This window comes from Rhodococcus sp. FH8 (genome assembly GCF_019266085.1).
GTDB lineage: Bacteria > Actinomycetota > Actinomycetes > Mycobacteriales > Mycobacteriaceae > Rhodococcus_F > Rhodococcus_F qingshengii.
The window spans coordinates 559611-582614 of sequence record NZ_LPNQ01000078.1; the positions used below are offsets into that span (position 1 = coordinate 559611).

Genomic DNA, 23004 nt, shown 5'->3' on the forward strand with positions numbered 1-23004 from the left:
TTAGACCTCCTCAACTGTTACGAGGTGGCGCACCACGTTGATCAGACCGCGGTTCTGTGCGTTGTCCTCACGAACAACGGTCTGACGGATGCCCTTGAGACCCAGCGTGCGCAGAGAATCCTTCTGGTTCTGCTTGGTCCCGATGATGCTCTTGATCTGAGTGACCTTGAGATCTGCCATTACTTCACACTCCCAGCAGCCTGTGCGCGAGCGCGAAGCATGCCGGCGGGTGCAACCTCTTCGAGGGTGAGGCCGCGGCGAGCCGCAACTTCCTCGGGACGCTGCAGACCCTTGAGCGCAGCAACGGTCGCATGCACGACGTTGATGGCGTTGTCGCTACCGAGCGACTTCGACAGGATGTCCGCGATACCAGCGCACTCCAGCACGGCGCGCACAGCGCCACCGGCGATAACACCGGTACCGGGGCTTGCCGGGCGAAGCATGACGATGCCGGCAGCAGCCTCACCCTGAACGGGGTGAGTGATGGTGTTGGCGATCATCGGGACGCGGAAGAAGCTCTTGCGAGCCTCCTCGACACCCTTCTGGATGGCCGCGGGAACTTCCTTGGCCTTTCCGTAGCCGACGCCGACCAGTCCGTTGCCGTCTCCGACGATCACCAGAGCGGTGAAGCTGAAGCGACGACCACCCTTGACGACCTTGGAAACGCGGTTGATCGTGACAACGCGCTCGATGAACTGTGACTTCTCCGCAGCGTTTCCGCCACGGCCACCGTCGCGACGGTCACGGCCGCCACCACGGTTGTCCCCACGAGCGTTGCTGTTGTCACCGCTGTTGGGGCCATTCTGTCCGGCGGGTCCGCTTCCGCCGTCACGCCTTTGACGTCCCGGCATCAGGCTGTCCTTCCGTTGAAAATGTTGGTCATCAGAACTTCAACCCGCCTTCGCGAGCCGCGTCTGCCAGGGCCGCGATGCGACCGTGGTAGCCGTGTCCGCCGTGGTCGAAGACAACTGCTTCCACGCCGGCAGCCTTGGCGCGCTCGGCGATCAGCTGACCGACCTTCGCGCTCGCAGCCTTCTTGTCGCCTTCTGCCACGCGCACGTCTGCTTCGATGGTCGACGCGGAGGCCAGGGTGTGGCCGGCCAGGTCGTCCACGAGCTGGACGTGGATGTGGCGCGAGGACCGGTTGACGACCAAGCGGGGACGCTCGGGCGTGCCGGAGACCTTCTTGCGGAGACGGAAGTGACGACGCGTCTTCGAGAGACGACGCTTGGTGGACGCATCCTTGCCCAGCGGAATCCGCTTGGCTTTCTGGTTTGCAGTCTGGCTCATATCACTTACCCGTCTTTCCGACCTTGCGGCGGATCTGCTCACCCTCGTAACGCACGCCCTTACCCTTGTACGGGTCCGGACGACGGAGACGACGGATGTTGGCCGAGATCTGCCCGACCTTCTGCTTGTCGATGCCGGACACCGAGAACCGGGTGGGCGACTCGACGACGAAGGTGATGCCTTCAGGAGCCTCGATCGGCACCGGGTGGCTGAAGCCGAGCGCGAACTCGAGGTCCTTGCCCTTCAGTGCCACACGGTAACCAACACCGTGGATCTCCATCTTCTTCGTGTAACCCTCGGTGACACCGGTGATGATGTTCGCAACCAGGGTCCGCGACAGACCGTGCAGCGCGCGGCTACGACGCTCGTCGTCGGGGCGCGTGACGCTCAGCGAGCCGTCCTCTGCCTTTTCGATTGCGATGGGCTCGGAGATGGTCAGCGCGAGGGTGCCCTTGGGACCCTTGACGGTGACATCCTGGCCGCTGATCGTGACGTCAACGCCCGCGGGGACGGTGACCGGAATCTTTCCAATACGCGACATTGTGGTGGCCTCCCTTACCAGACGTAGGCGAGGACTTCCCCGCCTACTCCTTGATTGGCCGCCTGGCGATCGGTGAGCAGACCGGACGACGTGGAGATGATGGCCACGCCGAGGCCTCCGAGGACCTTGGGCAGGTTGGTGGACTTCGCGTAAACCCGGAGACCGGGCTTGGAAACGCGACGCACGCCGGCGAGGCTACGCTCGCGGCTGGGACCGTACTTCAGATCGACGATGAGGGTCTTGCCGACCTCTGCGTCTTCGGTACGGAAATCGGAGATGTAGCCCTCGCGCTTGAGGATCTCGGCGATGTTCGCCTTGATCTTCGAGTGGGGAAGCTTCACCTCATCGTGGTACGCCGTGTTGGCGTTGCGCAGACGCGTCAAGAAGTCTGCGATGGGGTCAGTCATGGTCATAGGTCGACCTCGACACCTTTCTCGCTGTGGTTCCCATGCAACACCGGACGAATCCGATCGTGGGCCTCCAGCAATTCGGCTGGGCCGTCCGACTTGTGTCAGACGGCGTAAGTTACCGCACCGAGCTGAACGCATGCGTCAGCCACGGCAACCGCTCTAGTGTAGGGAACTTTGGCGCAGGTGTCCACCGGGATCCCATGTCGCCTCCCCCACTGCCGCCCGAAGGATGCGATCGGGAAGCTATCGACGCACCCCGAAATCTGAACTGCTCGTTCGGCACCGAAGAACGACACCGACGAACGATGATCGCTTTCAACCAGAGTCGCAGCGGGGCAGTTCTTTTCAGGATCGGCACGATTCACATCTCGATGAAAACCACGAATGGGCGTGGGTTCCAAAGGAACCCACGCCCATTCACATGCGTGGTGTGACGAAGCCCGAGGGCCTCAGATCACCAAGAGCTCTTGCGAACTCCGGGAAGCTCGCCGGCGTGAGCCATCTCGCGAACGCAGATACGGCACAAGCCGAACTTGCGGAACACCGAGTGCGGGCGACCGCACCGCTGGCAGCGGGTGTAGGCGCGAACCGCGAACTTGGGCTTCTTGTTGGCCTTGTTGACCAATGCCTTCTTAGCCATGCGCTCAGTTCTCCTTGAACGGGAAGCCGAGGTGCTTGAGCAGTGCACGGCCTTCTTCGTTGTTGGTTGCGGTGGTCACGACGGTGATGTCCATGCCGCGGGGGCGATCGATCTTGTCCACGTCGATCTCGTGGAACATCGACTGCTCGTTGAGGCCGAACGTGTAGTTGCCGTTGCCGTCGAACTGGTTGCCCGAGAGACCGCGGAAGTCGCGGATACGGGGCAGAGCGACAGACACGAGGCGGTCCAGGAACTCCCACATGCGGTCACCACGGAGGGTGACGCGTGCACCGATGGGCATACCTTCGCGGAGCTTGAACTGCGCGATGGACTTACGTGCCTTGCGGATCTCGGGCTTCTGGCCCGTGATCAGCGACAGGTCATGGACAGCGCCGTTGATCAGCTTGGCGTCACGGGCAGCGTCGCCGACGCCCATGTTGACGACAACCTTGACGACGCCGGGGATCTGCATGACGTTCGAGTAGTCGAACTCGCTGTTGAGCGCGTCCTTGATCTCAGCGCGGTAGCGTGCCTTGAGGCGCGGCTGGACCTTGTTTTCGGTGGAGGTCATGTCAGATGTCCTTCCCGTTCTTCCGGGAAATCCGAACGCGCTTGCCGGACTCTTCGTCGGTGCGGTAGCCCACGCGGGTGGGGTTTCCGTCCGAGTCGACGACTGCAACGTTGGAAACGTGGATCGGGGCTTCCTGCGTGACGATGCCGCCGGAGGATGCTCCGCGCTCGTTCGCGGAAACCGCGGTGTGCTTCTTGATTCGGTTCACGCCTTCGACGAGGACCTTGTCGGTCGCGGGGTAGGCCTGAATGACCTTGCCCTTCGCGCCCTTGTCCTTGCCGGCGATGACCAGAACGGTGTCACCCTTGTGCACCTTCATCACAGCACCTCCGGGGCAAGCGAAACGATCTTCATGAACTTCTTCTCGCGCAGCTCACGGCCGACGGGTCCGAAGATGCGGGTTCCACGGGGATCACTGTCAGCCTTGATGAGCACTGCAGCGTTCTCGTCGAACTTGATGTAGGAACCGTCCGGACGACGGCGCTCCTTGGTCGTGCGAACGATGACGGCCTTGACGACCTCACCCTTCTTGATGTTTCCACCGGGGATTGCGTCCTTGACGGTGGCGACGATGACGTCACCGATCCCGGCGTAGCGACGTGACGAACCGCCGAGAACGCGGATGCAAAGGATTTCCTTGGCACCCGTGTTATCAGCGACGCGAACTCGCGACTCCTGCTGAATCACTTGATCTCCCTAGACCTGGAATTTCGTGCGCAACGGATTACCGACCCGGTGCGCGCGGTCATTGTTGCCACCTGCGTCGTGTCTGAGCTGCAGTCCCACCGACTGACGTCGGGAGACGATCACTGCAAGCACCGTTCGAGCTGCGCACGTGAAGACACACCTCTGCCACAGGCAACCGTTCTATTGTAGGGAAGGGTTCACCGAATACCAAATCAGCCGTACTCGACGCAACTCGAACCCTTCGCCCGGAAAGCCCCGAAAGCCCCCGGAAAGCCAAATGGCCCACTCCCCCAAGGGGAAGCGGGCCATTCGGTGATACTCGATCAGCTCGAGGATTCGATCAGGCTTACTTGGCCTTTTCGAGGACCTCGACCAGACGCCAGTGCTTCGTCGCGGACAGCGGACGGGTTTCCATCAGCTGAACGCGGTCGCCGACGCCGGCAACGCCGTTCTCGTCGTGCGCCTTCACCTTGGTCGTACGGCGGATGATCTTGCCGTAGAGCTTGTGCTTGACGCGGTCTTCGAGCTCGACCACGATCGTCTTTTCCATCTTGTCGGACACGACGTATCCGACACGGACCTTACGGCTCGCGCGCTCTTCTGTGCTCACTGCTTTTTCCTCACTCATGCCGCGTCACCTGCATCCGGACCCACAGCGAGTCCGAGCTCACGCTCACGCAGGACGGTGTAGATGCGCGCGATCTCGTGACGAACGGTGCGCAGTCGTCGGTTGTTGTCCATCTGGCCGGTAGCCATCTGGAAACGAAGGTTGAAAAGCTCTTCCTTCGACTCACGGAGCCGGGTGACCAGCTCGTCTTCACTGAGCTCGCGGAGCTCTGCTGCTGGGGTTCCAGTAGCCATCAGAACTGCTCCTCTCTGGTCACGATCCGGCACTTGCACGGGAGCTTGTGCATCGCGCGGCGCAGGGCCTCACGAGCAATCTCCTCGTTGGGGTATGTCATCTCGAACAGAACGCGTCCGGGCTTGACGTTGGCAATCCACCACTCGGGCGAACCCTTACCGGAACCCATTCGGGTTTCGGCCGGCTTCTTCGTGAGGGGACGATCCGGGAAGATGTTGATCCAGATCTTGCCGCCACGCTTGATGTGCCGAGTCATGGCGATACGAGCGGACTCGATCTGCCGGTTGGTGATGTAGGCAGGCTCGAGAGCCTGGATGCCGTAGTCACCGAAGGTCACCTGGGTACCGCCCTTGGCGGCACCCGAACGGCTCGGGTGGTGCTGCTTGCGGTGCTTGACCCGCCGTGGGATCAACATGCGTCAGCCCTCCTGATTCTGTTCAGTTGCGGGAGCATCGGCGGTTGCGGTCGCTGCGCGGCCGGCCTCGGTGCTGGTCGCAGTGGTACCGGTGGCACCGGAACGACGCGGACGGCTCGGACGCTCACGACGCGGGCGATCCCCGGCCGGTGCGGCCGTGTTGGCGGCGAGCTCACGCTTGCCACCGACGATGTCGCCCTTGTAGATCCAGACCTTGACGCCGATGCGACCGAAGGTGGTCTTGGCCTCGTAGAGGCCGTAGTCGATGTCCGCACGAAGCGTGTGCAGCGGCACACGGCCTTCGCGGTAGAACTCCGACCGGGACATCTCGGCGCCGCCGAGACGACCGGAGCACTGAACGCGGATTCCCTTGACGTTGGGCTGACGCATGGCCGACTGGATGGCCTTGCGCATTGCACGACGGAAGGCAACGCGGTTCGAGAGCTGCTCGGCCACACCCTGTGCGACGAGCTGTGCTTCAGCTTCTGCGTTCTTGACCTCGAGGATGTTCAGCTGAACCTGCTTGCCGGTCAGCTTCTCGAGCTCGGAGCGGATGCGATCGGCTTCGGCGCCGCGGCGGCCGATGACGATGCCCGGACGTGCAGTGTGGATGTCCACGCGAACACGGTCACGGGTGCGCTCGATTTCGACCTTCGCGATTCCTGCGCGCTCCATGCCGGTGGCGAGGAGCTTACGGATCGCGACGTCTTCCTTGACGTACTCCGCGTACTGCTTGTCTGCGTACCAGCGAGACTTCCAGTCGGTGGTGATGCCGAGACGGAAGCCGTGCGGGTTGATTTTCTGGCCCACTACTGAGCACTTCCCTTCCGGCGATTACGGGTCGATGTTCCGGTCTTCGGCAGGCTCTCCACGATCACGGTGATGTGACTGGTGCGCTTGCGAATACGGAACGCACGTCCCTGTGCACGCGGCTGGAACCGCTTGAGGGTCGCGCCCTCGTCCACGAACGCCGTAGCAACGACAAGCGTGCTGGGGTCGAGGTCGAGGTTGTTCTCGGCGTTGGCTGCTGCGGAGGCGATCACCTTGGCGACCGGCTCGCTCGCTGCCTGCGGCGCGAACTTCAGGATGTTCAGGGCGTCTTCAACCGAGCGCCCGCGGACCAGGTCCACAACTCGACGTGCCTTCATCGGCGTGACGCGAACGTGCTTCGCTACAGCCTTGGCAGTCGGGTTGGCGGTTTCGGTGTTGCTCATCGCCTCTTCGCCTTCCGATCATCCTTGATGTGACCCTTGAACGTGCGGGTCGGTGCAAACTCTCCGAGCTTGTGTCCGACCATGGAGTCGGAAACGAACACGGGGACGTGCTTGCGGCCGTCGTGAACTGCAAACGTGTGGCCGATGAAGTCCGGGATGATTGTCGAACGACGGGACCAGGTCTTGATGACCTGCTTGGTTCCCTTTTCGTTCTGTACATCCACCTTCGCGAGGAGGTGGTCATCGACGAACGGGCCCTTCTTAAGGCTGCGTGGCATCCTTCACTCCCTCCTAGCGCTTGTTCTTGCCGGTGCGGCGGCGACGGACGATCATCTTGTCGCTTGCCTTGTTCTTGCGGGTACGGCCTTCAGGCTTACCCCACGGGCTGACCGGGTGGCGTCCACCTGAGGTCTTGCCCTCGCCGCCACCGTGCGGGTGGTCGACCGGGTTCATCACGACACCACGAACGGTCGGGCGCTTGCCCTTCCAACGCATACGGCCGGCCTTGCCCCAGTTGATGTTCGACTGCTCGGCGTTGCCGACCTCGCCGACGGATGCGCGGCAGCGCACGTCGACGCGACGGATTTCACCGGAAGGCATACGCAGCGTGGCGTAGCTGCCTTCCTTACCGAGGAGCTGGATGCTGGCGCCTGCGGAACGAGCCATCTTGGCTCCGCCGCCGGGACGCAGTTCCACACCGTGGATGGTGGTACCAGTCGGGATGTTGCGCAGCGGCAGGTTGTTGCCCGGCTTGATGTCGGCGCCTGCACCGGACTCGACCGGTGAACCCTGCACCAGGCCCTTGGGGGCGATGATGTAGCGCTTCTCACCGTCTGCGTAATGCAGGAGTGCGATGTTTGCTGTGCGGTTGGGGTCGTACTCGATGTGAGCGACCTTTGCCGGGATGCCGTCCTTGTCGTTGCGACGGAAATCGATCAGTCGGTATGCACGCTTGTGTCCGCCACCCTTGTGACGGGTGGTGATACGACCGTGTGCGTTACGTCCACCGCGACCGTGCAGCGGGCGAACCAGCGACTTCTCGGGGGTCGACCGAGTGATCTCGGCGAAGTCCGAGACGCTCGAGCCACGACGGCCCGGTGTTGTCGGCTTGTACTTACGGATTGCCATGAGTCTTCTCGTCCTCTATGTCTCGTCAAGTCCCGGCGCTTACGCGACCGGTCCTCCGAAGATCTCGATGGGCTTGCTGTCAGCGGACAGGGTCACGAGCGCGCGCTTGGTGTCCTTGCGCTTGCCGTAACCGAATCGGGTCCGCTTACGCTTGCCCTGACGGTTGGCGGTGTTGACGCTGGTCACCTTGACGCCGAAGACCTTCTCGACGGCAATCTTGATCTGCGTCTTGTTCGAGTCCGGGTGCACCAGGAAGGTGTAGGTGCCTTCCTCGATCAGTCCGTAGGACTTCTCGGAGATGACCGGAGCGAGCAGGATGTCGCGGGGGTCAGCGATGGTGCTCACTTGGCGTCCTCCTTGTTCTGAGCGCTCTCTGCGGGCCCGTGGATGAACGCGTTGAGTGCCTCGACGCTGAACACGACATCGTCTGCATTGAGCACGTCGTAGGTGTTGAGCTGGTCGGGTGCAATGGGATGCACGCCTTCCAGGTTCTGCACGCTCTTCCAAGCGGCTACATCCTGGCGACCCACGACGAGCAGCAGCTTCTTGCGATCCGAAATCTCGCCGAGGAACGCGATTGCGCCCTTGGTCGAAGGCGTCTGCCCTGCAACCAGTTCGGTGATGACGTGGATGCGCTCGTTGCGTGCGCGGTCAGAGAGGGCTCCGCGAAGAGCGGCTGCCTTCATCTTCTTGGGGGTGCGCTGGCTGTAGTCACGCGGCTGCGGGCCGTGAACGGTTCCGCCGCCGACGAACTGCGGTGCGCGAGTCGAGCCCTGGCGTGCGCGGCCGGTGCCCTTCTGGCGGTACGGCTTCTTGCCACCGCCGCGGACGTCGCCGCGGGTCTTGGTGGAGTGGGTTCCCTGACGAGCAGCTGCGAGCTGCGCGACGACAACCTGATGGAGAAGCGCGATGTTGGCCGGAGCGTCGAAGATCTCAGCGGGGAGATCGACGGTGCCGTTGGTCTTGCCGCCGGCGACCTTGACGTCCAGGGTCAACTTGGTCTCGGTGCTGGTCATGCCCGTGCACCACCCTTCACTGCACTCTTGACGATCACGAGGCCGCCCTTGCGGCCGGGGATCGCACCCTTGATCAGCAGCAGGCCGTTCTCTGCATCCACCTTGTGGACCGAGAGGTTCTGCGTCGTGATGCGGTCGCTACCCATGCGTCCGGACATGCGCATGCCCTTGAACACGCGGCCGGGAGTTGCACAGCCACCGATGGAGCCCGGGCGGCGGTGAACAGCCTGGGTACCGTGCGACGCGCCCTGTCCCTTGAAGCCGTGACGCTTCATGGTTCCGGCGAAGCCCTTGCCCTTGCTGGTTCCGGTGACGTCGACGTATGCGCCGTCCTCGAAGACCTCGGCGGTGAGCTCCTGGCCGACCTCGTAGTCGGAGGTGTCCGCAACGCGGAGCTCCACTACGTGGCGACGCGGGGTCACACCAGCCTTGGTGAACTGGCCGGAAGTCGGCTTGTTCACCTTGCGCGGGTCGATGGCGCCGAACGCGAGCTGAACGGCGCTGTAGCCGTCACGCTCTTCGGTACGGATCTGGGTTACGACGTTCGGCCCAGCCTTCACGACGGTGACCGGGACAACCCGGTTGTTCTCGTCGAAGACCTGGGTCATGCCGAGCTTGGTGCCCAGGATTCCCTTGATCTTGGTATCAGTCATTGTTTTTGTCTCCGCCGTCACTGAATGTTCACGTCGACACTGGCCGGAAGGTCGATGCGCATGAGCGCGTCAACCGTCTTCGGCGTCGGGTCGAGAATGTCGATCAGCCGCTTGTGAGTACGCATCTCGAAGTGCTCGCGCGAGTCCTTGTACTTGTGCGGCGAGCGGATGACGCAATATACGTTCTTCTCGGTCGGCAACGGCACAGGTCCAACGACGCGGGCACCCGTACGGGTTACCGTCTCGACGATCTTGCGCGCTGACGCGTCGATCGCCTCGTGGTCGTAGGCCTTGAGCCTGATGCGGATCTTTTGTCCCGCCACGCTTAGTGTCCTTTTCTTGCCGCGTTTCGTAGCCCGCCTGGTCAGGCTCGAGCTACCTCGTCTGCACAGTCCTTGCCTGGACGATGACACGACGAACACTGAAGCGATCGGGACCAAGTCCAAGTTCTCGGGAGTACCGAGATTCGGATCGAGATCAGGATCTGCTGCCGCTGTTCGTTTGTCATTGTTCTCCGGTACACGCGGTCGGGCGTGTCGCCTTCTCACTCATCCTGCGCCGGACAATCTTTCGATTATCTGGCGCGTGATGCGTACCGGACGTGTTCGATGTCGAACACAAAGTAGGTACTGCTTCCGTCCTGCATTACTGCTCGTCTTGCATGGTCACAGTCGTTGACCCGATTACCCTGACGGGATCTGCGATCGATCGTCTGTGACGTCTTACCCTTGCCCGATCACGGCCGCAATCGACCGCGTCCCGGACAAGGCAACCCGACCAGTATGCCGTACCTGGCCCAAATCCTCAACTCCCCCGAACTGCCTTTTCCGAGTGAGCTGCGCGACAACAACCTTACTCAGAAGTAAGATAGGCCTATGACTACCTCCAGCCCTACCTATCGCGGATGGCAGAAATTGCCGGACAATGCCCTCGGACATGCAGTTTTCTCGGCGGCGATGTCCATTCGCGTGCCCTATTTCGCCTCTGTTCTCCCCCGGGTGACCAAGTTGGAACCAGGGCTCTGCGAGGTCCGCTCCCCCAAATGGTGGGGCGTCCACAATCATCTCGGCACTTTTCACGCGATCGCTGCCTGCAACCTCGCGGAGGTCGCGATGGGCATGCTGAGCGAAGCGACGGTTCCGAACTCCCACCGCTGGATCCCCAAGTCGATGAAGGTCGACTACCTCGCCAAGGCCGAGACCGGCCTGCGGGCGGTCGCCCGACTCGAGACTTTGCCGGACTTCGCGGCGATCGAGAGTGGCACGGAACTTCTCGTTCCCATCTCGATCTTCGACCGGGGCGGCAAGGAAGTAGTCCACGCCGAAATCACCACCTGGGTCTCCCCCAAGTAGGCACTCACGAACCCGCCTGCATCGCAACCTGATTCGCCCGCCAAACAGGTTTCGCAGAATTAGGCACCACCGCAGGTTTCGGCGAATGACGATCGTGGAACACCTCCCCGAACGGCGATGGTCGGTCGGGGTGCCGGTGTCCGGAGGTGGGTTGCGTTCCGGGCACCACATTGTCGACCTCGCGTCACGCCGAGCACCGGGAGGCCTCGTGGAAGAGTTCTTGACCACAACGAGTTCCGAAGCAGGCACGCAGACCTCGTCGTATCCGGACGAGGCCGAGGGATTGGACAGCTTCCGGCGCGACCTCGACGCCATCGACGCTCTACTTCTCGAGACGGTGCGGCAGCGGCTGGAACTCTGCCTGCGCATCGGCGAGTGGAAGCGCTCCCGCGAGGTTCCGATGATGCAACCCGGCCGCGTGCGCGTCGTGCAGGAGCGGGCGCGTGAATTCGCTCGTAGACACGACCTCTCTCCTGACTTCTTCAACGCCCTGTACGAGCTGATGATTGCCGAGACCTGTCGACTCGAAGACCTGGTGATCAACGCACCTGTTGAGGAGGAGGACACTGTTCGGGAATCCGTCGGACCGAGATCAGGATCATCGACATGAGTTCCCGCACCCTTCTGGTGGACAATTACGACTCGTTCACCTACAACCTGTTCACCCTGTTGACCGAGGTCAACGGGGTTGTGCCGACCGTGGTCCGCAACGACGCGGATTGGGATTCCCTCGATCTCGCGTCGTACGACAACGTGGTCATCTCCCCAGGTCCCGGCCGGCCGGATCGCGACCGTGATTTCGGAATCAGCCGCCGTTTCATCGAAGAAGCGCCTCTCCCACTTCTCGGTGTCTGTCTCGGCCACCAGGGCCTGTGCGAGTTGTTCGGCGCGGACGTGGTGGTTGCGCCCGTCCCGATGCACGGCCGAATTTCGCTGATCGATCACGACGGCTCGGGCATCTTTGCCGGACTTCCGTCGCCGTTCCGAGCTGTTCGCTACCACTCGTTGACCGTCGAGAATCTGCCGAACGCCTTCGTTCGTACCGCGTGGACGTCCGACGGTCTGCTCATGGGTGTCCGGCACCGGACCAAGCCGATGTGGGGCGTTCAGTTCCATCCGGAGTCCATCAGTACCGAGTTCGGCATAGATTTGCTCGCGAACTTCCGCGATCTGTCCGTCGGACGCACTCTGGATTCGGTGATCCGACCCGAACCTGCTCCGCAAACACCCGACCTGCGGCCGGCGATCAACTACGACGTCGACGACGTGACTCTCGATTTTGCAGTGGACCCGTCGGCGGCCTATGCAGCACTGTTCGCCGACGGCCCGAACGCGTTCTGGCTGGACCGCGCGGCAACCGCAGAGCCGAGTGCGCGCTTTTCGATTCTCGGCGATTCGTCGGGGCCGCTGGCCGAGTTCATCACGTACGACGCGCAAGCCGAGGTACTGACTGTCAGCCGAAAAGGCTTGTCCGACGAGCACATTCGAGTTCCTTTCTTCGATTACTTGGACGCACAACTCTCGACACGCTTCGTGCCCTCGCATCCGGAACTCGACTTCAACCTCGGCTACGTGGGCTACCTCGGCTACGAACTGAAAGCACAGACCGGAGGAAGGGCAGTCCATCCGGCACCCACTCCTGATGCCGCTCTGGTGTTTGCCGATCGCGCCGTCGTCATCGATCACACCGCGGGCCGCACTCACGTTTTGAGGTTGCGCGAGAAAGTCCGCGACGCCGGCTATGACGATTGGCTCGAATCGACCGTCGACACCCTGGCGCGGATCGGCGCGGACCTTCCGGAACGCACCCCCGTTCCGCTGATCAGCGACACCGTCTGGACGCAGGCTCGCCTTCGGCATGATCGCGATCAGTACCTGTCGTTGATCGGAACGGCCCTCTCGGAGATCCGGGCAGGTGAGTCCTACGAGGTATGTCTGACCAACATGGCGAGCGTCGACGAGACGATCGATGCACAGCAGGCGTTCGAGTATCTGCGCTCGATCAATCCGACGCCGTACAGCGCACTTCTCGACTTCACCGGCATCTCGGTGGTCTCGGCCTCGCCTGAGCGGTTCCTTCGTGTCGACTCGGCCGGCAACGTCGAGTCCAAGCCGATCAAAGGTACCCGCCCGCGCGGCGTCACCCGAGCGCGTGATGCTGCCCTACGGCAGGACCTGCTCGACAGCGAGAAGGACCGCGCCGAGAACCTGATGATCGTGGACCTCACCCGCAACGACCTCACCAAGGTCTGCGTTCCGGGAAGTGTCCACGTTCCGAGGCTGTTCGCGATCGAGTCGTACTCGTCCGTTCACCAAATGGTGTCGACGGTGCGCGGACATCTGAGTCCGGGGTCGTCGGCGGTGGACTGTGTGCGTGCCGCGTTCCCCGGTGGATCGATGACCGGCGCTCCGAAGGTACGGACGATGGAGATCATCGACCGCCTCGAATCCGGCCCTCGTGGGGTCTACTCGGGATCGATCGGGTACTTCGCGCTCGGTGGCGCCGCGGACCTCTCGATCGTGATCCGGTCGCTGGTCTGTACCGAGAGCGGCGTGACCTTCGGAATCGGCGGTGCCATTACAGCGTTGTCCGATCCGGAAGAAGAATTCGACGAGACCACGGTCAAGGCGTCCACGCTGCTCCGTGCGCTCGACGCGGTGTCCTCGCGGGTCCTCGAGTACGGCGGGTAGATCCAGCGATGACGGCGTCATCAGGCACAGCGACGGTTGTCGGCGGGCTGGGTGCCGTCGGATCCATGTTCGTCGAACTGCTTCGCGCCGGGGGGTCGACCGTCACCGTCGTCGACCCAGCAGGCAGCGATCCCGACGGAGATGTAGTCGTCGGAGACATCACGAAACCCAGTGAGCAAGTCCTCGCGCACGTGGAGTCCTCGCGCATCATCGTGCTCGCGGTTCCCGAACAGGTCGCTCTAGCCGCACTACCGAGCCTTCGGACATCCGGCGCTCTCGTTGTGGACACGCTGTCGGTCAAATCGCGGATGGACGCAGCAATCGCCGACGCCGGCCGAGAAGGGGAGTTCCTCGGACTCAACCCCATGTTCCGTCCGTCGCTCGGGCCACGCGGTCGGGCCGTCATCGCAGTGCCGTACGTCGGCGGTCCGCAGTCCGACAGATTCCTCGACGTCGTGCGCTCGTGGGGCGCGTCGGTCGCGGTGATGGACGCCGATCGTCACGACCGGTTGGCCGCGGCTACCCAGGTTCTGACACACGCGTCGGTGCTGGCTTTCGGCGTTGCCCTGGCCGAACTCGGAGTTTCCGCGGACGAACTCCTCGCGGTCGCCCCTCCCCCGCATCGGGCCTTGCTCGCGCTCCTGGCGCGTGTAGCCGGCGGCGAACCGGAGGTGTACTGGGACGTACAAGCGGGCAATCCGTACGCAGGTGCGACACGAAAAGCACTGTTCGATGCCACCGCACAGGTGGACAGGGCGGCCGAGACCCTCGGCGACTTCACGACGCTGATGAAAACCGCCGACGCGGCGCTCGACAATCGCTCAGGCGAATTGAACGCGGAGTGCCAGAGCTTGTTCGATCGCATTGCCGAAGGGCACAGAGAGATCGCCGAAGGGCACAGAGAGTAGGGCACGATGAGACCTGGAGTGAGTCCGCCCAGCCTCCCGGAGTACGACGCCTCCGATCCGGTCGAGAGTGCAATCGTCCGCCGCCTTGCGAGCAATTGGGCGCGCCGGGCAACCGTGAAGAAGGCGGAGCCGGAACTGGACGATCTCTTCGATTCGTCGTTGTCCGACTACCCCGAAGCACTTCTCCCGTTCGCGGAGCATCCGATCTACCTGGCATTGAGCCCCGAGCAGAAGCAACGCCTGCAAGCCTGGGCATGGATCGCGTTCAACAAGAACGTCATGGACATCGAGAAGTACGTCGTCAATCCCGGCTTCGACGTTCTCGCCGAAGACCGACTTAACGTCGGTCTCGGAGATTGGGCTGCAGTGGCGGTCAATCAGGCGATGGTCGACGAGCAATATCACACGCTCATGCACTTCAATGCCAGTTCAGCGACCCGTCGAGGCAGGGGCTGGGGGCTGCCGGCCAAGGCATTGCCCGACGTCCTGACGGTCCGCACGCGGGCGCAAGCCCTCGACGCAGCCGAGGGGCCTCGCAAGATCGCGCTGACACAGTTGGCGTTCATGACCGTCGCCGAGGTGTCGATCACCGCATACCTCGACCTGATCTCGGACGATCCGGGCGTGCAGTCGATCAACCGCGCGACCATTCGGTTGCACGCTCGCGACGAGTACTGCCATGCCTCGATTGCCGGGGAACTGGCGGTACTGGTCTGGGATTCCTTGAATCGTGGAGATCGCAGCTATCTACTGGAAGGCTTCGAGGGCGCCATGCGCGCTTTCAGCGGAACCGACTTCGGCGCGTGGCGAGCAATCATGGAGATCGAAGCCATACCCGGCGGACAGAAGATGCTCGATGATGTCGCGTTGGAACCGAGCAACGAACTGTTCGTACAGGATTACAGCGGAATATCGTCCTTGCTCCATAAGTTGCAAGTTACGACAGAAGCATCAATCGCAGGAGAAGAATACCTCCCCAGTTAATCCTGAGCAATAAGTGCTGATTCTCCAACAAACCCGGTCCAGTAATATTCCGCAATTATCGGGCACTCCCGATTATTCAGCTAGACAAGAGCTTGAGCAAATAAATACCGGACGAAATACTCAAGAAAAGACGGGGAGATCCCGCGCACGCTGCCTCCGGCCCAGAAACCGGGAAGAGATTCGCCCGGAATTCTTGTCATACATTCGATAAAGAGGCCACAAGATTGCATGCAGGACACTGTCCGCTGCAATCAAGAACGTTAACTTCCAATGCGACACACCATGATGCTCGAGAGTTTTCTTTGATGCTCGATTATATCGCGCATACACTCGCGGCGAACTAACTCCACGCCTACCCGAAACCTTTGCGGCCATGCTCGAGATCTGCCCCACAGTGCAACGAACACGCGCCATGCAGAGGGATAGGTCGATATCCTCGTGAATGTCGGTTCGATCGCTGACCGCATCCCTAACGGCCAACCAAGCCGACCGACGCATCGCCATGTTACTGCCTGGAACTGCAACAACAGGCCGAACTGCGCTCTGGGCCCCGCGAACGAGTCGCCAATTCGTCCATCGGCGCTGAAGGCCGGCGATCGGAGATTCATAAAGGTAAGTCAGGCCGGTTACGCCCGAGAAATCGTCGCGACGCTCGAAGAATTCGTGAACCGCAACTGCCCAGCCTTCCCCCACGATCGTATCGGCGTCGATACGTCCGATAAGTTCTCCACTAGCCGCGCCAAACCCCTTGTTTCTCGCATGCACCACCCCGGGGCGGGATTCACAGAGAAGCCGAAGCTTGGGACAACTAATTTGATACTTCTTGATCAACTCAGAAGTATTGTCCGAGGAATTATTGTCAACAACGATGATTTCGTCGACATATTCACCTTGAGCAATGAGCGCTTCGATGCACGTTTCGATGTATTCAGATTCATTAAAAGCCGGAACAACCACCGACAACGTCGCGTTCGCCATTTCCCAACGGTATCGCGAATCTCTCCACAAGACATTGAGCAGCGGGCCCAGGGAACCAACCGGAAGGAATCGGAGGACTTTCGTCACCGGTCAAATCAAAGACCTCCGGTCCGTGCAACTGAATACCCACCTGCGTAGATGCGCTAAAAATCTATTTGGTCATTCGTTCAATTGGAGGAGATCTTTACGTTACAAAGAGCATTTGTGATTCTTGCCACAAGGTGAAATCGAAGGTGAGAGTTGCTGGCAGGAGCCCCGTACCCCCTCTCACGCGTCCGATTGCCCGAGTGTCGGTTTGACCCTCCGGTAACATCTGAGCGGAGATCACGGATAGAAGACAGAAGGCATCTGTGCGCCCGTCGGGAGCGCGTGCCCGTTCCGACAATGCAGACAGCGGAGTGTTGATGCCCTTTTCCACGGACGCAGCGGTACTAGTGGAGGACGTACACAAGTCCTTCAAGAACGTGCACGCGCTGCGAGGGATCAACTTCACCGCCCCACGTGGGACGGTGCTCGGCATCTTGGGTCCCAACGGCGCAGGCAAGACAACGACGGTGAAGGTCCTCTCCACGCTCATCCGCCCCACCAGCGGACGCGCGATGGTGGCTGGCTACGACGTAGTGCGCAACGCTCCCGAGGTTCGACGCTCCATCATGATGACCGGGCAGTTCGCCGCCCTGGACGATTCACTTACCGGCCGCGAGAACATCGAACTGTTCGGCAGGTTGATGGGGCTCGACCGAATGTCCGCGAAGGTGCGCGCTGCCGACCTGCTCTCTCAATTCGACCTCGTCGAAGCAGGATCCCGAGTAGTCAGGAACTACTCCGGTGGTATGCGCCGACGAATCGATATTGCGTGTGGCCTGGTTGTTCGCCCTGAGGTCGTTTTCCTCGACGAGCCGACCACCGGCTTGGATCCGCGCAGTCGGCAAAGCGTCTGGTCGCTGGTTCAGTCACTGAAGGAGCAGGGAATCACCGTGCTCCTGACAACTCAGTACCTCGAAGAAGCAGATCTACTGAGCGACAACATCATCGTCATCGACAAAGGCGCGGTCATTGCCGAGGGGACTGCTGACCAATTGAAGGCTCGAACCGGCGCAAGCTTCTGCGAGATCGTGCCCGCAGATCTCAAACAGCTGCCTCACGCGGTCCATGCACTCGGCAATCTGGTCCCCCGCGACTTCAGATTCGATCTGGCACAAGAGAGCGGGCGGATCGCGATCCCCGCACCTGTCGGCGCAGGAACGCTCTCTGAAGCACTGCGTCGTCTGGACCACGCACGGATTCCGCTTGCAGACATCGCGCTTCGTCGCCCGTCACTCGATGACGTCTTTCTTTCACTCACCGGTGAACAGCACGTAAGCGAGACACCGTGACGACAACTACAAAATTCGGGGTCGATCAAGTGACTGTCCGCGGGGACAGTCGCAGCAAGATTGCAGTCCCCGAGGCATTAAGCGTTGGAAAGCACCGCCGACCGCATCCATCAGCGATCAATCAGTGGTGGGTGCTGACTGCACGCACCGTCAAATCGATGGTGAAGCGCTACGAACTACTGATCGCGGTAGTCGCGCCATTGATCTTCACGATCGGTTTCTACCTTCCGTTGAAGTTCGTCATGCAACTTCAGGGCATCAACTATGCCCAGTTTCTGATGCCGATCATCGTGCTGCAAGCCATGGCCTTCACGTCGATCTCCGCCGCTCAGATGTCCTCGACCGAATCGATCACCGGCTTCAGCAACCGCATGAAAACCATGCCAGTAGTCGGCCCCGTGCCGCTGTTGTCTCGTCAATCGAGTGGCTTCGTCCGTTCGACAGTCTCACTCGCCGCGGCATTGACCTTCGGCCACTTGATCGGTTTCCGATTCTCAGCAGGCATGGGTCAGGCAGTTCTGTTTTGTGCAATCGCCCTCGCGTTCAGCACATGTCTGTCCTTCGCCGGTGATGCAATCGGTTCACTGTCGAAAAGTCCACAAGCCACCAGTCAGGCGCTGACGCTCCCCCAATTGATTCTGGGGATGTTGTCCTGCGGTTTCGCGCCCGAGACTGGCTTTCCCGAATGGATTCGGCCGTTCGTGCGCAATCAACCGGTATCGCAGTTTTCATTCGCCATGCGTGATCTTGCGCAGGGCGGAGTCACCTGGGGCGTCCTGTTTCCCGTCGTTGCGTGGACGATCGGGTTGATCGTCTTCTTCGCGCCACTAGCGTTCTGGGCAAGTATGAGGCGGTCATGAGCGAACCGACAGATCGTTTCATGGCGGCCGTCCGACCCGCCGAGGGGTTTAACTTTCCTTACCCGGACAAAGCGCTCCCTGAAAGCTCTTTCAAGGCACTGGTCGTGCACAGCGGGATTCAGGCCAAACGTTTGTTGGTCACGTGGCTGCGCGATCCATCAACCACCATTCAAGCTCTTGTGTATCCAGCGTTCATGCTGTTGATGTTCCGAGTCGTCCTGGGCAATTCGATTACAGCAGCGACGGGCCAATCGAGCATCTTCGGAACGGTCCCGCTGATCATCCTCGTTGGCGCCATGTTCGGCTCGATTGCGAGCGCAGTCGGACTCAAAGGCGAACGAGCATCTGGACTCTTGAGCCGGTTCTGGACTCTCCCTGCGCATCGTGCCTCCGGTCTGGTCGGACGCATGATCGCCGAAGCGGTGCGAGTTCTCGTCACCTCCATCGTCATCCTTGGTGTCGGCTATCTGTTGGGATTCCGATTCAACCAGGGTCCCCTGGCCGCGGTGGCGCTCTTGGTATTGCCGATCGTTTTCGGCATCGGCTTCGCGATGATGGTCACGGCGCTGGCAACAGTGGCAGATAATCTCCCGCTTGTAGAGATCGTGTCGATCTCCTGCACGCTGTTGATGTTCTTCAACTCCGGTTTTGTTCCAGTGATGGCTTATCCGAAGTGGCTGCAACCAGTTGTTGCCGAGCAACCAATGTCCGTGGCAATCGATGCGATGAAAGGCCTCTCCTTGGGGGGGCCCGTCGCCGAGCCCCTGCTCAAGACATTGGCCTGGTCGTTCGGGATGGTCGTGGTGTTCGTGTATCCAGCGATACTCGGATACCGACGCGCCGCTTCGGATTGATAGTCATCTGGGTATTGCCTGGTGGATCCGTACGCGCGGTAACGTCTACGGCTGACCATCCGAATTACAAGTAGTTCAGACTCACGAAACACGATTGCCGAGCAGGTCCGGCAGCACAGTTGAACCAACCGAAAGGCGTTGTCTTGACTCGAAAATTTCGGTCCCCCTGGAGGCGCACCGTCGCAGGTGCACTGATGGCGGCGAGCGTCGTCCTTGTATCCAGCAGCATGGGCATCGCCGGTGCCACACCCATTGCGCACCAAGGCGGGGGAGATGCAGCACAGGACGATACGGACGGTTCGTACATCGAATCTGTCGAGCGAGTCAACGATCGTCAAATCGTTGTGAATGTCTACGCAGCATCAATGGACAAGTCGGTCCCCATTCAGGTGATTTTGCCTGCAGACAACTCTCAGCCGCGCCCCATTCTGTACCTTCTCAACGGTGCCGACGGCGGAGAAGGCACAGCAACATGGGACCGGCAAACTGATGTGGTCGATTTCTTCGCCGATAAGAACGTCAATGTTGCGATTCCGGCCAAGGGTCTGATGTCGTACTACACCGACTGGGAGAAGGAAGATTCCGTACTCGGAAAGAACATGTGGAGCACCTTCCTAGGCAAGGAGCTTCCTCCACTCCTGAACAAGGAACTCGGCAGCAACGGTGACCAGTCGATTGCAGCTATCTCGATGTCTGCGACCTCTGTTCTGAATCTTGCGATCGAATATCCCGGGTTCTACAAGTCAGTTGCATCCTATTCGGGTTGTGCACAGACGAGTGACCCGATGGGGCAGGCCTTCGTACGGGCGACCACTGAATGGATCGGCGGAGTTGGCGACATTCAGAACATGTGGGGCCCATTCGACGGTCCGGGCTGGGTCGAACACGACCCGGTAGTCAACGCCGAAAAGTTGCGTGGCACTCCCCTGTACATCAGCACGGGTAGTGGCTTGCCCGGTTTTCCGAACGATACCCCGGAGAACCCTCGGATTCAGGATGGGCGAGCAGCGATGTTCGACCAGATTGTTGTAGGAGGACCGATTGAATTCGCGACCAGCATCTGCACCGGAAACCTCGCTCGACGTCTTGCCGACCTCAATATCCCGGCAACTGTGGACTTCCGGCCGGTGGGTACGCATTCGTGGGGTTACTGGCAAGACGATCTGCACAAGTCATGGCCGTTCATCGCCCAGTCCCTCGGGGTCTGATCGCGACACGCAGATTCTCGGAGCAAGAAGCAAAGCTAGCAACAAGGTGTTCAGCACGCGAGGAAAGAATTGAAGCGATTCACTCTGGTCACGCTGGCGTCATTGGCGGCCTGTGTGGTGCTGGCCGGAATGCCAACAGCTGCATCAGCAGACCCGGCGGAACCCACGCCCGGATTGTCCAGCATGGGTCCTTCCCCTGCCGGCGCCAACGACTGGGATTGCAAGCCAAGTCTCGAACATCCCCGTCCGGTGGTACTCGTACACGGGACCGGGATGAGCATGACCGACACCTGGGATGTTATGGCGCCTCAGCTTGCTGATTTGGGCTACTGCGTCTTTGCGCTGAATTATGGCGGTGTGCGCGAAATTCTGAATCCCAATGCTGTGCATTGGGGAATCACCGACATTGCAAGCTCCGCTGAGGAGCTTGCAATGTTCGTTGACTCGGTGAAATTTCACACCGGTACGACACAGGTGGACATCGTCGGTCATTCCCAGGGCGGCGTCGTTGCTCGCCAGTATCTTAAGTTCAACGGCGGAGCAACTCGTGAAGATCCGTCGAATAACAAAGTGCACTCGCTCATCAGTCTCGGCGCGACCAACCACGGAACTACATTCGGTGGTCTTCAAGCGAATGCACGATCGCTGTCTGCGATGGGCCTCCCTGGCGATCTACTGGTCCAAGCGATTTGGGGGCCTGCTGGCGTCCAACAACTCAGCGGCACACCATTCTTGACAGCTCTCAACGCCGAATCCGAGACGCAACCCGGAATCGAGTACACCGTCATCGCTTCGGCTCACGACGAAATCTCGACGCCACCCGAGGCAACTTTCCTTAGCCCAGGTGATGGCGCCGTGGTCCATAATGTCTGGACTCAAGATAACTGTGCCGGGAACACTGCGTCCCACGGACAGTTGGTCAGAGACCCTCACACTCTTGATCTCGTCAAGTCAGCGCTTGACCCGGAGTACCGGTCGCTCCCTTGCGAATAGGCACGTCAAACAAGCAACAGCAGGAATGAAGTAGGCTGGCGGCGCGGAGAAATCCAGCGCCGTCAGCCTTTTTTGTATCTTCATGTACGTCCGTGGGTCTGGCTCGACGGCACGACGCCTAGCCAGGCCCGCGGATCGACGGCCATCGAGATAGTGTCAGGAATTCAGCGAGGCGGCAATCATCGGGCCGATCTCCTCCAGCCCCTCTGGCGTCATCATCGAAACATGGTTCACGCTTGCCTGACGAACATCGATTTCACCGTCGATCAGTGAACGCCAAGGTTCGACCCCATCGGCCTCAGTTTCATTGGATCCCACGAACAGCACTGGCCCCGTGCACGTGTCCGGTTCGTACTCACGTGTCAGCGCCGCGGTTCGCGCGATGCTGGAGAACAACCGCCTGATATCGCTGGCGTTAAGCCCGATAGCTCCGCCATTCACTGCAGTGAGGACATCACTGGCACAGTCGATCGATAGGTTCTCGAGGTCTTCGTCATCCGGAATGACGACGCCCAAGCCAGCAACTTCGTGTCTGACCATCGCCGCAAATGCTTCATCATCCAAGCTCAAGGGCGAGCCGTCCAAGATCACCAAGGCACTCACCTTCTCGCCGAGGGCTTCAAGCCTTGCCGCGATTCCATGCGCGACAACTCCACCGAACGACCAACCCAGAAGTCTGTACGGCCCCTGTTGTTGCACTGATCGGATCTCGGACACGTATCGATCTATGTAGTCGGTCAGTGCGGTCGCGAAAAAGTCCTCCTCGGTCAACGCTGGTGTCTGCAACCCGTAGAGCGGCACTGATCTGTCGACGAACGCGGCGAGAGGTGCGTACGGCCAGGCCAGCCCGACCATTGGGTGCACGCAGAACAGTGGAAGCTCAGATCCGCGTGCACGCAAGGGCAACGTGACAGCGAGTGCCGCATCAAGATCCAGTTCAAATCCAACGTGCATACCGGTTACCAACTTGTCGGACATCTCCGACACAGTCGAGCTGGTGAATAGCATGCGCAGCGGAACCTCAGCCGAAATCGCTTGGCCCAACTTCGCTGCCAACTGCGTGGCGATCAGGGAGTTTCCGCCCAATTCGAAGAAATCGTCATCGAGACCGACCCGATCGATACCGAGCAATTCTTCGAACACAGAAGCAACAAGTCGCTCGACCTCCGTCACCGGAGCCCGGAACACCGCAACCTCGAACACCGGCTCCGGCAACAACTTCCGATCCAACTTCCCCGAAGCATTGAGCGGAAACGCATCCAACACCATGATCTGCGACGGCACCATATACGACGGCAACACCACACCCAACGAATCCACCAGTGCCGCAGTATCAACCACCGCACCCGACGCCGGCACCACATACCCCACCA

32 protein-coding genes are annotated in these 23004 nt (G+C 60.8%); 10 read left to right on the top strand and 22 right to left on the bottom strand.

Annotation, left to right across the window (positions count from 1 at the left end):
• The 20 genes from rpmD to rpsJ form a co-directional block, all read right to left on the bottom strand.
• A complete protein-coding gene (gene rpmD, locus ATN38_RS26435; protein ID WP_003940751.1) occupies positions 1-180 on the bottom strand; it encodes a 50S ribosomal protein L30 in 180 nt (59 codons plus the stop codon).
• Complete coding sequence (gene rpsE / locus ATN38_RS26440; RefSeq protein ID WP_003940718.1) at positions 180-851, bottom strand: 30S ribosomal protein S5; 672 nt, start codon at positions 849-851, stop codon at positions 180-182. The genes rpmD and rpsE overlap by 1 nt, the downstream gene beginning before the upstream one ends.
• A gap of 31 nt (positions 852-882) precedes the next feature.
• Entirely contained in the window at positions 883-1290 is a 408-nt protein-coding gene (gene rplR, locus ATN38_RS26445) for a 50S ribosomal protein L18 (protein ID WP_003940996.1), read from the bottom strand.
• Between the two features lies 1 nt (position 1291).
• Positions 1292-1831 (bottom strand): 50S ribosomal protein L6, encoded by a 540-nt coding sequence (gene rplF / locus ATN38_RS26450; protein ID WP_003940970.1) that lies wholly within the window; start codon positions 1829-1831, stop codon positions 1292-1294.
• Positions 1832-1845: 14 nt separating this feature from the next.
• A complete protein-coding gene (gene rpsH, locus ATN38_RS26455; RefSeq protein WP_003940873.1) occupies positions 1846-2244 on the bottom strand; it encodes a 30S ribosomal protein S8 in 399 nt (132 codons plus the stop codon).
• 451 nt (positions 2245-2695) lie between these two features.
• Positions 2696-2881: a type Z 30S ribosomal protein S14 gene (locus ATN38_RS26460; protein WP_003940698.1), complete on the bottom strand. Its 186-nt coding sequence runs from the start codon at positions 2879-2881 to the stop codon at positions 2696-2698.
• Between the two features lie 4 nt (positions 2882-2885).
• On the bottom strand, positions 2886-3452 hold the full coding sequence (rplE, locus tag ATN38_RS26465; RefSeq protein ID WP_003940924.1) for a 50S ribosomal protein L5: 567 nt from the start codon (positions 3450-3452) through the stop codon (positions 2886-2888).
• A gap of 1 nt (position 3453) precedes the next feature.
• Positions 3454-3771, bottom strand: coding sequence for a 50S ribosomal protein L24 (gene rplX / locus ATN38_RS26470; protein ID WP_003941019.1), 318 nt, complete (start codon positions 3769-3771; stop codon positions 3454-3456).
• The gene (rplN, locus tag ATN38_RS26475) at positions 3771-4139 is read right to left on the bottom strand and encodes a 50S ribosomal protein L14 (RefSeq protein WP_003940951.1); all 369 of its coding nucleotides are present in this window, start codon (positions 4137-4139) and stop codon (positions 3771-3773) included. Before rplN ends, rplX begins: the two co-directional genes overlap by 1 nt.
• 346 nt (positions 4140-4485) lie before the next feature.
• Positions 4486-4767, bottom strand: a complete 282-nt coding sequence (rpsQ, locus tag ATN38_RS26480; RefSeq protein WP_003941020.1) for a 30S ribosomal protein S17 — start codon at positions 4765-4767, stop codon at positions 4486-4488.
• The gene (rpmC, locus tag ATN38_RS26485) at positions 4764-5000 is read right to left on the bottom strand and encodes a 50S ribosomal protein L29 (protein ID WP_003940734.1); all 237 of its coding nucleotides are present in this window, start codon (positions 4998-5000) and stop codon (positions 4764-4766) included. The genes rpsQ and rpmC overlap by 4 nt, the downstream gene beginning before the upstream one ends.
• A complete protein-coding gene (gene rplP / locus ATN38_RS26490) occupies positions 5000-5416 on the bottom strand; it encodes a 50S ribosomal protein L16 (protein WP_003940899.1) in 417 nt (138 codons plus the stop codon). The genes rpmC and rplP overlap by 1 nt, the downstream gene beginning before the upstream one ends.
• A gap of 3 nt (positions 5417-5419) precedes the next feature.
• Positions 5420-6226 (bottom strand): 30S ribosomal protein S3, encoded by an 807-nt coding sequence (gene rpsC, locus ATN38_RS26495; RefSeq protein WP_003941003.1) that lies wholly within the window; start codon positions 6224-6226, stop codon positions 5420-5422.
• Entirely contained in the window at positions 6226-6630 is a 405-nt protein-coding gene (gene rplV / locus ATN38_RS26500; RefSeq protein WP_003940717.1) for a 50S ribosomal protein L22, read from the bottom strand. The genes rpsC and rplV overlap by 1 nt, the downstream gene beginning before the upstream one ends.
• On the bottom strand, positions 6627-6908 hold the full coding sequence (rpsS, locus tag ATN38_RS26505) for a 30S ribosomal protein S19 (RefSeq protein ID WP_003940820.1): 282 nt from the start codon (positions 6906-6908) through the stop codon (positions 6627-6629). The genes rplV and rpsS overlap by 4 nt, the downstream gene beginning before the upstream one ends.
• A gap of 13 nt (positions 6909-6921) precedes the next feature.
• Positions 6922-7758, bottom strand: a complete 837-nt coding sequence (gene rplB / locus ATN38_RS26510) for a 50S ribosomal protein L2 (RefSeq protein WP_003940895.1) — start codon at positions 7756-7758, stop codon at positions 6922-6924.
• A 39-nt stretch (positions 7759-7797) separates the two neighbouring features.
• Positions 7798-8103 carry a 50S ribosomal protein L23 gene (rplW, locus tag ATN38_RS26515; protein WP_003940990.1) on the bottom strand — a complete coding sequence of 102 codons (306 nt, stop codon included), beginning with the start codon at positions 8101-8103 and terminating at the stop codon, positions 7798-7800.
• Entirely contained in the window at positions 8100-8774 is a 675-nt protein-coding gene (gene rplD, locus ATN38_RS26520; protein ID WP_003940723.1) for a 50S ribosomal protein L4, read from the bottom strand. Before rplD ends, rplW begins: the two co-directional genes overlap by 4 nt.
• A complete protein-coding gene (rplC, locus tag ATN38_RS26525; protein WP_003940826.1) occupies positions 8771-9427 on the bottom strand; it encodes a 50S ribosomal protein L3 in 657 nt (218 codons plus the stop codon). The genes rplD and rplC overlap by 4 nt, the downstream gene beginning before the upstream one ends.
• A gap of 17 nt (positions 9428-9444) precedes the next feature.
• Positions 9445-9750 (bottom strand): 30S ribosomal protein S10, encoded by a 306-nt coding sequence (gene rpsJ, locus ATN38_RS26530; protein WP_003938093.1) that lies wholly within the window; start codon positions 9748-9750, stop codon positions 9445-9447.
• 552 nt (positions 9751-10302) lie between these two features.
• On the opposite strand from rpsJ, the gene ATN38_RS26535 reads away from it, so the two are divergent.
• From ATN38_RS26535 to ATN38_RS26555, 5 genes are all read left to right on the top strand, one after another.
• The gene (locus tag ATN38_RS26535; RefSeq protein ID WP_003940943.1) at positions 10303-10779 is read left to right on the top strand and encodes a hotdog fold domain-containing protein; all 477 of its coding nucleotides are present in this window, start codon (positions 10303-10305) and stop codon (positions 10777-10779) included.
• 85 nt (positions 10780-10864) lie between these two features.
• On the top strand, positions 10865-11389 hold the full coding sequence (locus tag ATN38_RS26540) for a chorismate mutase family protein (protein ID WP_042922406.1): 525 nt from the start codon (positions 10865-10867) through the stop codon (positions 11387-11389).
• The gene (pabB, locus tag ATN38_RS26545; protein WP_218748977.1) at positions 11386-13470 is read left to right on the top strand and encodes an aminodeoxychorismate synthase component I; all 2085 of its coding nucleotides are present in this window, start codon (positions 11386-11388) and stop codon (positions 13468-13470) included. The genes ATN38_RS26540 and pabB overlap by 4 nt, the downstream gene beginning before the upstream one ends.
• Before the next feature lie 8 nt (positions 13471-13478).
• Positions 13479-14378, top strand: coding sequence for a prephenate dehydrogenase dimerization domain-containing protein (locus tag ATN38_RS26550; protein ID WP_073513607.1), 900 nt, complete (start codon positions 13479-13481; stop codon positions 14376-14378).
• Positions 14379-14384: 6 nt separating this feature from the next.
• A complete protein-coding gene (locus ATN38_RS26555; protein WP_073513606.1) occupies positions 14385-15362 on the top strand; it encodes a diiron oxygenase in 978 nt (325 codons plus the stop codon).
• A 120-nt stretch (positions 15363-15482) separates the two neighbouring features.
• Here ATN38_RS26555 and ATN38_RS26560 read toward each other — a convergent pair whose 3' ends face one another.
• Entirely contained in the window at positions 15483-16340 is an 858-nt protein-coding gene (locus ATN38_RS26560) for a glycosyltransferase family 2 protein (protein ID WP_218748980.1), read from the bottom strand.
• A 404-nt stretch (positions 16341-16744) separates the two neighbouring features.
• Here ATN38_RS26560 and ATN38_RS26565 point away from each other — a divergent pair, with 404 nt between their 5' ends.
• The 5 genes from ATN38_RS26565 (at position 16745) to ATN38_RS26585 (ending at position 21631) form a co-directional block, all read left to right on the top strand.
• Entirely contained in the window at positions 16745-17716 is a 972-nt protein-coding gene (locus tag ATN38_RS26565) for a daunorubicin resistance protein DrrA family ABC transporter ATP-binding protein (RefSeq protein ID WP_020969036.1), read from the top strand.
• Positions 17713-18576, top strand: a complete 864-nt coding sequence (locus ATN38_RS26570; protein ID WP_007728549.1) for an ABC transporter permease — start codon at positions 17713-17715, stop codon at positions 18574-18576. Before ATN38_RS26565 ends, ATN38_RS26570 begins: the two co-directional genes overlap by 4 nt.
• Positions 18573-19430, top strand: coding sequence for an ABC transporter permease (locus tag ATN38_RS26575; protein WP_007728547.1), 858 nt, complete (start codon positions 18573-18575; stop codon positions 19428-19430). The genes ATN38_RS26570 and ATN38_RS26575 overlap by 4 nt, the downstream gene beginning before the upstream one ends.
• 194 nt (positions 19431-19624) lie before the next feature.
• The gene (locus tag ATN38_RS26580; RefSeq protein WP_007728545.1) at positions 19625-20638 is read left to right on the top strand and encodes an alpha/beta hydrolase family protein; all 1014 of its coding nucleotides are present in this window, start codon (positions 19625-19627) and stop codon (positions 20636-20638) included.
• Positions 20639-20767: 129 nt separating this feature from the next.
• The gene (locus tag ATN38_RS26585) at positions 20768-21631 is read left to right on the top strand and encodes a triacylglycerol lipase (protein ID WP_052027895.1); all 864 of its coding nucleotides are present in this window, start codon (positions 20768-20770) and stop codon (positions 21629-21631) included.
• Positions 21632-21787: 156 nt separating this feature from the next.
• Here the strand turns inward: ATN38_RS26585 and ATN38_RS26590 are convergent.
• Positions 21788-23004, bottom strand: a 1217-nt coding sequence (locus ATN38_RS26590) for a thioesterase domain-containing protein (RefSeq protein ID WP_256932141.1), incomplete at its 5' end; no start/stop codon positions are given.